Annotated in this window: 5 protein-coding genes; all 5 read left to right on the forward strand. The window is 38.2% G+C overall.

Annotation, left to right across the window (positions count from 1 at the left end; translation table 11 throughout):
* The first annotated feature begins 3 nt into the window (after positions 1 to 3).
* Entirely contained in the window at positions 4 to 1515 is a 1512-nt protein-coding gene (locus tag MMF97_RS07700; RefSeq protein WP_243361129.1) for a RagB/SusD family nutrient uptake outer membrane protein, read from the forward strand.
* Positions 1516 to 1527: 12 nt separating this feature from the next.
* The gene (locus tag MMF97_RS07705) at positions 1528 to 4257 is read left to right on the forward strand and encodes a M14 family metallopeptidase (RefSeq protein ID WP_243361130.1); all 2730 of its coding nucleotides are present in this window, start codon (positions 1528 to 1530) and stop codon (positions 4255 to 4257) included.
* Between the two features lie 127 nt (positions 4258 to 4384).
* Positions 4385 to 6673, forward strand: coding sequence for a S9 family peptidase (locus MMF97_RS07710; protein ID WP_243361132.1), 2289 nt, complete (start codon positions 4385 to 4387; stop codon positions 6671 to 6673).
* Positions 6674 to 6942: 269 nt separating this feature from the next.
* Entirely contained in the window at positions 6943 to 8481 is a 1539-nt protein-coding gene (locus MMF97_RS07715) for an NAD(P)/FAD-dependent oxidoreductase (protein ID WP_243361134.1), read from the forward strand.
* A gap of 37 nt (positions 8482 to 8518) precedes the next feature.
* Complete coding sequence (locus MMF97_RS07720) at positions 8519 to 8878, forward strand: CoA-binding protein (protein WP_243361135.1); 360 nt, start codon at positions 8519 to 8521, stop codon at positions 8876 to 8878.
* The last annotated feature ends 589 nt before the right edge of the window (positions 8879 to 9467 follow it).

The raw sequence follows: 9467 nt of genomic DNA on the forward strand, positions 1-9467 counted from the left end.
ATCATGATTAAAAGATCAACAATATATAGATTTAATTTCAGAGCCGTACTTATTGTAGGTATAGGAATGATGCTTTTTACCTCGTGTAAGAAAAATGAGAAATTGAATCCGAAAGCAACTACATTAATAACAGATGTTGATGCATTTTCAAGCCCTGAGCGTATTGAGGCTCAGGTAAATGGTTTGTATGTTAGATTAAAGTCTGGTAGCTTTTTAGGCTCATTTTACTTTATTGCAACAGATATCCGCTCTGGAGATTTTATCTCAACAAACCTGAACGCGGCTGTTGGAGCTACAACTTATCAGTTACAGACCCAAACTACCACAAATGATGTTAAGGATATATGGGAAGCCGGTTATCAGGCTATTAATGCTGCCAATGTTTTTATTGACGGCATGACAACATTTAACGGAACAACTGTAGTAGGTGATGCGAAAAGTAAAAATTATATAGCAGAAGCCAGATTAATAAGAGCAATTTCATATTATTATCTGCTGCAACTTTACGCCCAGCCATTTTGGAATGGAGCAGGTTCTAAACCTGGCTTGCCATTAAGATTAAAAGGAATTACCGGTGGCGGCAATTTTGATTTAGCAAGAAGTAGTGTGAAAAAAACGTATGAACAGATTTTAGATGATTTAAATTTTGCTGAACAAAATTTGCCTTTAAAATATTCAACGGCAGATTTTAACACAACCAGAGCACACAGAAATACAGCTATTGCTTTAAAGACTAAGGTGTATTTGAGTATGCAAGATTATCCTATGGTAAAAACAGAGGCTGATAAAATTGTATCGTTAGCAGCACCGTTCAAAGCAACATCAGGTGTAGAAAACACATTAAATGCAAGCATACAAGCTGTATTTGGTGGATCTTATAACACAACAGAATCAATTTTATCTATGCCGTTTACTACCAATGACAGACCTGGTACTGCCCTAGGAAATTATTATCTTCCAGGAAAAACAGATGGAGGTTCAGCTACGAGTAATGGTTCTGCCAATTATTCGCTTAATCCAAATGGCATTCCTGCCGATCTAACATGGACTACTGCTGACGATAGACGTAAGTTTCTTGTTAAGGGCCCGATTACTGGTAAATTATGGTTAACCAAGTTTAGTCAGGCTACGCCTTATTTGGATTATGCTCCTGTTATCCGCTATTCAGAAGTGATGTTAAATCTTGCAGAAGCGATTGCACGTACAACTACCACTGTAGATGCAAGAGGAGTTGCCTTACTTAATGCGGTAAGAAACAGGTCTGATAAAACAACTACTTATACTGTAGCTAGTTTTGCCAATAATGATGAATTTCTTGCAGCAATTCTTAAAGAAAGGCAAATAGAGTTCTTAGGTGAAGGCATTAGAAATTCGGATATTATGCGTTTAGGACTCGATATTCCTGCTAAACCGGCGCATTCTGTTCCTGCAGCCGCCCCTTCGGCTCCAAATTATATATATCCGATTTCGATTGACGAACTGATATTGAACAAATTGATGACAGACAATAAATAAACCAGATAAATTATGAATTATAAACAAATTATTTGGAGTTCGATTTTTGTAGCTTTTGTTGGCATTATGCCAACAAAAGCTCAGGTCGTTCCAACACCTAAGGAGTTTTTCGGCTTTAATATAGGTGATGACTATAAATTGGCAAATTATACGCAGGCCGAGGCTTATTTTAAAAAAGTAGCCTCGGTTTCTGATCGGGTACTGCTCAAAGAAATCGGAAAATCAGAAGAGGGTCGTAACCAATATGTAATGGTTATCTCTTCACCAGCAAATCTGAAAAAAATTGATCGTTATAAAGAAATCTCCCAGAAACTAGCAAGAGCAGAGAACCTTAGTGATAAAGAAGCAGCACAGCTTGCAAAAGAAGGTAAGCCTATCATATGGATTGATGGCGGCTTGCATGCTACTGAAACCGTAGCAACTCAGCAGCTTTTGGAAACCTATTATACGTTAACCAGTCGTACAGATCCCGAAACGATGAAGATTTTGGATAACGTGATTATTCTACTTTCTCAGGTAAACCCCGATGGACAAGAATTGGTTTCCAACTGGTACATGTCAGAAAAAGACAATGCCAAAAAGAATATGAGTGTTCCTCGTTTGTATCAAAAATATGTTGGTCATGATAACAATCGCGATTTTTATATGATGAATATGAGCGAAACTGCCAATATTGCAAGACAGCAATATATAGAATGGATGCCTCAGATTATTTATAATCACCATCAATCGGCTCCTGCAGGAGCGGTAGTAGCGGGGCCTCCCTATCGTGATCCTTTTAACTTTGTTTATGATCCTTTGTTGATCACAGGCATTGATGGTGTTGCTGCATCCATGATCAATAGACTGAATTCCGAAGGAAAACCGGGTTATACCAGATTAGCCGGTTCTGTGTATTCAACATGGTGGAATGGTGGGCTTAGAACTACTCCATATTTTCACAACATGATTGGTTTACTTACAGAAATTACAGGTAACCCTACGCCATCTGAAATTCCACTTGTTCCACAGAGGTTGATTCCTAACAATGCTACGCCATTTCCGGTATTACCACAAGCCTGGAAATTTAGAAACTCTATCGATTATTCTGTATCCTTAAATTATGGCGTACTTGACTATGCCAGAAGAATGAGCGACGAGTTGCTATATAATATATATGTAATGGGCCGTAATGCAATAGAGAAGGGAAATAAAGATACATGGACTTTACAGCCTAAATATATTGCTGCTATTGAAGCTGCTTATGAGAAAGACAAAAAAGATGGGAAAATAGCAGCTGATGGAGGTAGAAGTGCTCAAATTCCTATGAAATATTACGATGAAGTACTGAAAAACCCTATATATCGTGATGCCAGAGGATATATTATTTCTGCCGACCAGACTGATTTTCCAACTGCTGTGAAGTTTGTTAATGCCTTGATAAAATCTGGGGTATTGGTAGAACGTGCTACAGCTACCTTTACGGTTAACGGAAAAACTTACCCTGCAGGTTCTTATATTGTGAAAACAAATCAGGCATTCCGTCCTCATGTACTAGATATGTTTGAGCCACAAGATCATCCAAATGATTTTCAATACCCGGGTGGACCACCGGTACGTCCGTATGACGCTGCGGGCTGGACCCTTGCTTTCTCAATGGGTGTAAAATTTGATCGTGTTTTAGATGCATTTAATGGACCTTTTGAACGGGTAGGTTATGGAGTATTGCAGCCAATGCCTGCAAAAACAACCACTGCGTCGTCAGCAGGTTTCTTATTGAGTGCAAACGTTAACAATTCTTTTATAGCTGTAAATGAACTTTTAAAAGCCAATATACCTGTATATAGAATCAATAAAAGCCAGGACAATATGCCTGAAGGATCATTTTATATTCCTGCTAAAGGCTATAACGTTTTGAAAAATGCAGGATCGGAATTTGGAACAGCTGCAAAAGGCGTAAGCAAGAAACCAGCAGATATGCTGCAATTGAACCCTGCACGTATTGCTTTATTTGATCAATATGGAGGCTCTATGCCATCTGGTTGGGTTAGATGGATGTTCGAACAATTCCGCTTTCCTTTCCAGGTTATCTATCCACAAGATATTGATAATGGAAATTTAAATGCTAAATATGATGTAATCCTATTTATAGGAGGAGGAATTCCGCCTTATGGTAACGCAGGTCCGGGTAGAGGAATGGGTCGTGGACCAAAACCAGAAGATGTTCCAGAAGAATTTAGAAACAGATTGGGTAGCATTACTGTCGAAAAATCTATCCCGCAACTTAAAACCTTTATGGAAAATGGGGGGAATATTGTTACTGTAGGTAGCAGTACAGCCTTAGCCTATCATTTAAATCTACCGGTTAAAAATGCCTTGGTAGAAACAAAAAATGGTAAAGAATCATCCCTGCCATCTGATAAGTTTTATATTCCAGGTAGTTTGTTAAAAGCGTATGTTGATACAAAAGCACCAGATAATTGGGGTATGCCTGCTGAGGTTGATATGGTTTTCGACAATAGTCCATTATTCAAAATCGATGCAGACGCTAAAGGTATTAAGTCTCTGGCTTGGTTTGGAAAAGAAGAAGCTTTAAGAAGTGGATGGGCCTGGGGACAATCGTATCTTAAAGAAGGTGTAGTTGCTTTTGTTGCACCGATAGGTAAAGGAGCACTTCATGTTTATACACCTGAAATTACTTTCCGTGCCCAGTCACATGGAACTTTTAAGATGTTATTTAATAATTTATACCTGAAAAAATAATTTTTAGAAGATGAAATATAGTTCGTTTATAAAAAAATCATTCTTGGTCGTAATACTTGGGACTGGCTTTTCAGTCTTAAGTTTTGCGCAAGAAAATTTAAAGTATCAAGAGCCCCCAAAAAGTATTGTGGAACTTGTAGATGCGCCAGAAACCCCTATTGCCATATTTAGTAAAAATGGTGGCATGATGTTATTGGTTCAGGCCCCGGGCTACGCTCCAATAAAACAAGTTGCACAGCCTATTTTAGGGATTGCCGGAATTAAAGTTAATCCGGCAAACAATTCTACTGAAGCAGAGGTTTCTGGAGTTTATCAGGATCTGGTACTTAAGGATGTGAAAACAGGGAAAGAAATGAAAATTACCGGAATGCCTAAAGACATGAGAATAACTAATATCTCGTGGAACGATGCAGGTACTCATTTTGCCTTTAGTAACAACACCTATACAGGTGTAGAATTATGGGTTGCAGATGTTGTTGGATTAAAAGCTACAAGATTAACCAATGGTTTGCTTAACGATGCCTATGGTGAAACTCTGCAATGGGCTCCTGATGGCAAACATATTCTTGCTCAATTTATACCAGCTACCCGTGGGGCCAAACCAGTACAGGATATTGTACCCACAGGGCCAATCATTCAAGAAAACCTTGGAGTGGTTACACCCTCAAGAACTTATCAGTATTTATTACAGAATGAATATGATGAGGTTTTAATGGATTACTATTTAACATCCCAACTTCAATTGGTTGATTTTAACGGACAAGCCACTAAAGTTGGAACCCCAGCTATTTATCGTAGCACCAAGTATTCGCCAGATGGTAATTACTTAATGGTACAAACTGTAAAAAGACCTTATTCTTATTTGGTTCCTATTAACTCTTTCCCTTTTCAAACAGCGGTGTTAGATGCTAGTGGCAATTTTGTAAAAGAATTGGCCATGTCTGCAACAGGATTCGATGGTGCAACAGGTGGTCAAAGAGGACACTCGTGGAGAAGTGATGCTGCAGCAACAATTGTTTGGACTGAAACAGAAGGAAAAGGAAATACAGAACGCACTTCACTATATACTTTAAAAGCACCATTTACAGGTACAGGAACCAAAATTTTTACTTCTAGCGAAGGACAAAGATTAGGGAACGTTCAGTGGGGAAATGAAAAATATGCCATCATCTCTGAAAACAACAGAAAAGAGAGAACAGAGAAAATGATGGTAATTAATCCAGAAACAGGTGCCATTATTAAAGAGATGGAAAAAAGGTCTTCTGAAAATACCTATACCGATCCGGGACGTTTTGTGCAAAATGCCAATGGTACTATTTTATTTGATAAAGGCAACCAACCTGTTGTATTTACGATAGGACCTGGCGCATCTCCTTTGGGTGATCGTCCTTTCTTAATGAAATGGAACTTGATGACTAATAAGCAAGATACCCTATTTAAATCTAAAGCACCTTATTTTGAGAGCCCTGTATTCTTTAACAATAACGGAAGTATTTACATTTCAAGAGAAACCGCATCTATACCTGCCAACTACGTTGTAATCAATGCAAAAACCAGGAAAGAACAGGTATTGACCAATTTTGGAGATCCTTATCCAAGTTTACAAGGGGTAGAAAAAACATTATTATCTTATCCACGTAAAGATGGTATAAAATTATCGGCTGTGCTGTATTTGCCAAAAGGATATAAAAAAGAAGATGGTCCTTTGCCTGCATTAGTCTGGGCTTATCCTCGTGAGTTTAAAACTGCCGAAGCAGCAGGACAAGTTAAAGGTTCTCCTTATCGTTTCACCAGATTGGCATTCCGTTCACCGGTATATTGGGTAACCAGAGGTTATGCTATATTAGATCAAGCAGATATGCCTATTGTTGGCGAAGGAAAAACAGAGCCTAATGATACCTTTATAGAGCAAATTACTTTAAATGCTGAAGCATTAATTGATTATGTTGCCGGTATGGGGGTTGTAGATAGAAACCGTGTTGGCGTTGGCGGACACTCTTATGGCGCATTTATGACCGCACATTTATTGGCACATACTAAACTTTTTGCTGCGGGTATCGCACGTAGCGGGGCTTACAACCGTACACTTACACCATTCGGTTTCCAAGGAGAAACCCGTACTTATTGGCAAGCTCCTGAGCTTTACAACAAAATGTCGCCTTTTATTTATGCCGATAAAATTAAACTTCCACTCTTACTTACACATGGAAGTATTGATGATAATTCAGGAACTTTCCCTATTCAGAGTGAGCGTTTATACAGTGCAATTAAGGGACATGGAGGTACAGTTAGATTAGTAATGTTACCAAATGAATTTCACGGATATAGAAGTAGAGAATCAGTATTGCATACTTTTTGGGAGCAGGATCGTTGGTTAGAAAAGTATGTGAAAAATAAGAAGACTGAAAGTAAATAATACATTTTTGTTATAGACGGAGAGAATTTGTTGAAGTAGCTTTATCCACTTGGCTTATAGCACCGTAGACCACGTGGTAGTTATTTCAGCAAATTCTCTTTATTGGAATGAAGTTTATACTTAAGATCATACTTTCAAAGAACTAATTTTTTCAATTGACAGTTGTTATAAACGGTTTGATCGGAAACACGAATTGATGATTAGTTTTTTATTTAAGAAAAGAGTATTAGTATCTTTGCTGTATATCGGGATAAAAACTCGACCAAGATATGCAAAAAGATATAGAGATAATCTTGCTCCCGCATCAGGTAGAGCAATCATCTATCATCCTTAAAAAAATAGCCGAAACCTTAAATGTTAATCCGGAACGCATAAAGTCGCATGTGATTTTAAAAAGATCTATTGATGCACGTTCGCGTAAAGTAGTTTTTCGCTTACTGGTTCGTGTATATATAGATGAAGATTTTATTGCTGAAACTTCTGCAACACATTACCCTAATATCGGTTCTGCAAAATCTGTAATTATAGTAGGGGCTGGTCCAGCTGGGTTATTTGCCGCTTTGCAATGCATTGAAAATGGTGTAAAACCTATTATTATAGAAAGAGGGAAAGATGTTAAGCAACGTCGCCGCGATCTGGCAGCTATTAACAAACAAGGCGTAATAAATACCGAATCTAATTATTGTTATGGCGAAGGGGGGGCAGGTACTTACTCAGATGGTAAACTGTACACCCGTTCAAATAAACGCGGAGATATCAATAAAGTACTACAGATCTTTGTAGATCATGGGGCATCAGCAGATATTTTGATAGATGCCCGTCCGCATATAGGCACCAATAAACTTCCACATATTATCACAGCCATCCGCGAAACTATTTTAAACGCAGGGGGTGAAATACATTTTGATACCCGGTTAACCGATTTAATTATTGAAGGAGGTCAAGTAAAGGGAGTAGAAGTTAATAACCAGAGAGAGATCTTTGCCAAATCTGTTATTTTGGCAACTGGACATTCGGCACGTGATATATATCATCTATTAAATCAAAAAAACATTCTGATTGAAGCAAAGCCTTTTGCCTTAGGTGTACGTATAGAACATCCGCAGTCTGTTATAGATTCTGCTCAATACCATTGCGATATCAGGAGCGAATTTTTGCCCCCTGCATATTACAGTCTGGTACAGCAGGTAAACGATAGAGGTGTTTTTTCTTTTTGCATGTGCCCAGGTGGTATTATTGCACCTTGCGCAACCGATTTGAATGAAATTGTGGTTAACGGGTGGTCGCCATCTAAACGAAATAATCCTTATGCCAATTCAGGTACTGTAGTTCAGGTCACATTAGAAGATGTGCCGGGGTACGATCCGCTACGCATGTTAAATTTTCAGGCACAGATAGAGCAGGCAGCTTTTGAAGCCGGAGGTGGTAATTTGGTAGCACCTGCACAGCGTATGGTAGATTTTGTTGAGAATCGCTTATCCTTAGATCTTCCTAAAAATTCTTATCTGCCAGGTACCAAAAGTGTAATGTTAGATAATATCCTGCCAGATTTTGTAAGCAATAGCTTAAAAGGTGCCTTACCACAGTTTGGTAAAAAATTAAAAGGCTATTATACTAATGAAGCTATTTTAGTAGGAGTAGAGAGCAGAACATCATCACCGGTGCGTATTCCTCGTGATAAAGATACTTTGCAGCATCCGCAGGTAGAAGGTTTATTCCCTTGTGCCGAAGGAGCAGGCTATGCAGGAGGTATCGTATCAGCAGCAATAGACGGAATAAATTGTGCCAATGCACTAATAAACTTTTAATGGTAAATAACGTTTATAATCATATCAAAGTATCAGCATGAAAAAGACATTAATTATCGGTGCAAGTACCAATTCAGAAAGATATGCCTATAAAGCTGCACACATGTTAACAGCAAAAGGTCATTCTATTATAAATATTGGCGTAAAAGAAGGCGAAGTGGCAGGGGTTAAAATAGAGAAGCCATCAGAACCCTATCATGATGTAGATACCATTACATTATATATAGGTGTGCCAACACAACCTCAGTATTATAATTATATCCTGGAAACCAAACCTAAAAGAGTTGTTTTTAATCCAGGTACAGAGAATGCAGAGTTAGAGGATATGCTGGAGCAAAATGGTATAGAAGCTGTAGAAGCGTGTACATTGGTTTTATTAACTACCGGGCAATATTAATATAATGAGCGCAATTTGGTAGCTCCGGTTAACGTAATAACTCCCGCTTTATATTTTAGCCCTTCGGGGCTATTGTTGCAATCGGGGCTATTATAAAAGGTGAAGGCCTTATACAACAGTATTTCTTTCTGCCATTTATAGTCCTTAAGTCTCATAAACTATATAATCTGTTATATATAGTATAGTACAAACCTTCAAACCATCTTTTAAAGACATCATTTTCGGATTAAAACCCCTGTTTTAAGCTGCTATATTATATAGATATGATGCAGATGTAAATTAAAGATTAATTTTTTCTCGTTGATAGCTATGCAGTTATGGTTTTGTTATGGGGAAATGTTTGGTTCTGGTTTGGAAAGCGGGAAAAGATTTCTACTTTTGCACTCCGCTTACGGAGGTAAGGGACGCAGGTTGAAGAGCTAATAGAGATACTTAAGGGGAGTTTTGGAGAGGGATGTAGATGGAGTGGCAGAGAAAAAAAACTTCAAAATATTTTCAGAAATATTTTGCGGAAGCCGAAAAGATTTCTACCTTTGCACTCCGCTTACGGAGGTAAGGACAGAGGGCAGGCGATGGAGAAGGGAGGTTG

The organism is Pedobacter montanisoli (assembly GCF_022809115.1).
Taxonomy (GTDB): Bacteria; Bacteroidota; Bacteroidia; order Sphingobacteriales; family Sphingobacteriaceae; genus Pedobacter; species Pedobacter montanisoli.

What these genes read in the sequence shown, in the direction of transcription:
- MMF97_RS07700 (WP_243361129.1), top strand. Translation starts at nt 4, where the DNA reads ATGATTAAAAGATCAACAATATATAGATTTAATTTCAGAGCCGTACTT.
- MMF97_RS07720 (WP_243361135.1), top strand. Translation starts at nt 8,519, where the DNA reads ATGAAAAAGACATTAATTATCGGTGCAAGTACCAATTCAGAAAGATAT.
- MMF97_RS07715 (WP_243361134.1), top strand. Translation starts at nt 6,943, where the DNA reads ATGCAAAAAGATATAGAGATAATCTTGCTCCCGCATCAGGTAGAGCAA.
- MMF97_RS07705 (WP_243361130.1), top strand. Translation starts at nt 1,528, where the DNA reads ATGAATTATAAACAAATTATTTGGAGTTCGATTTTTGTAGCTTTTGTT.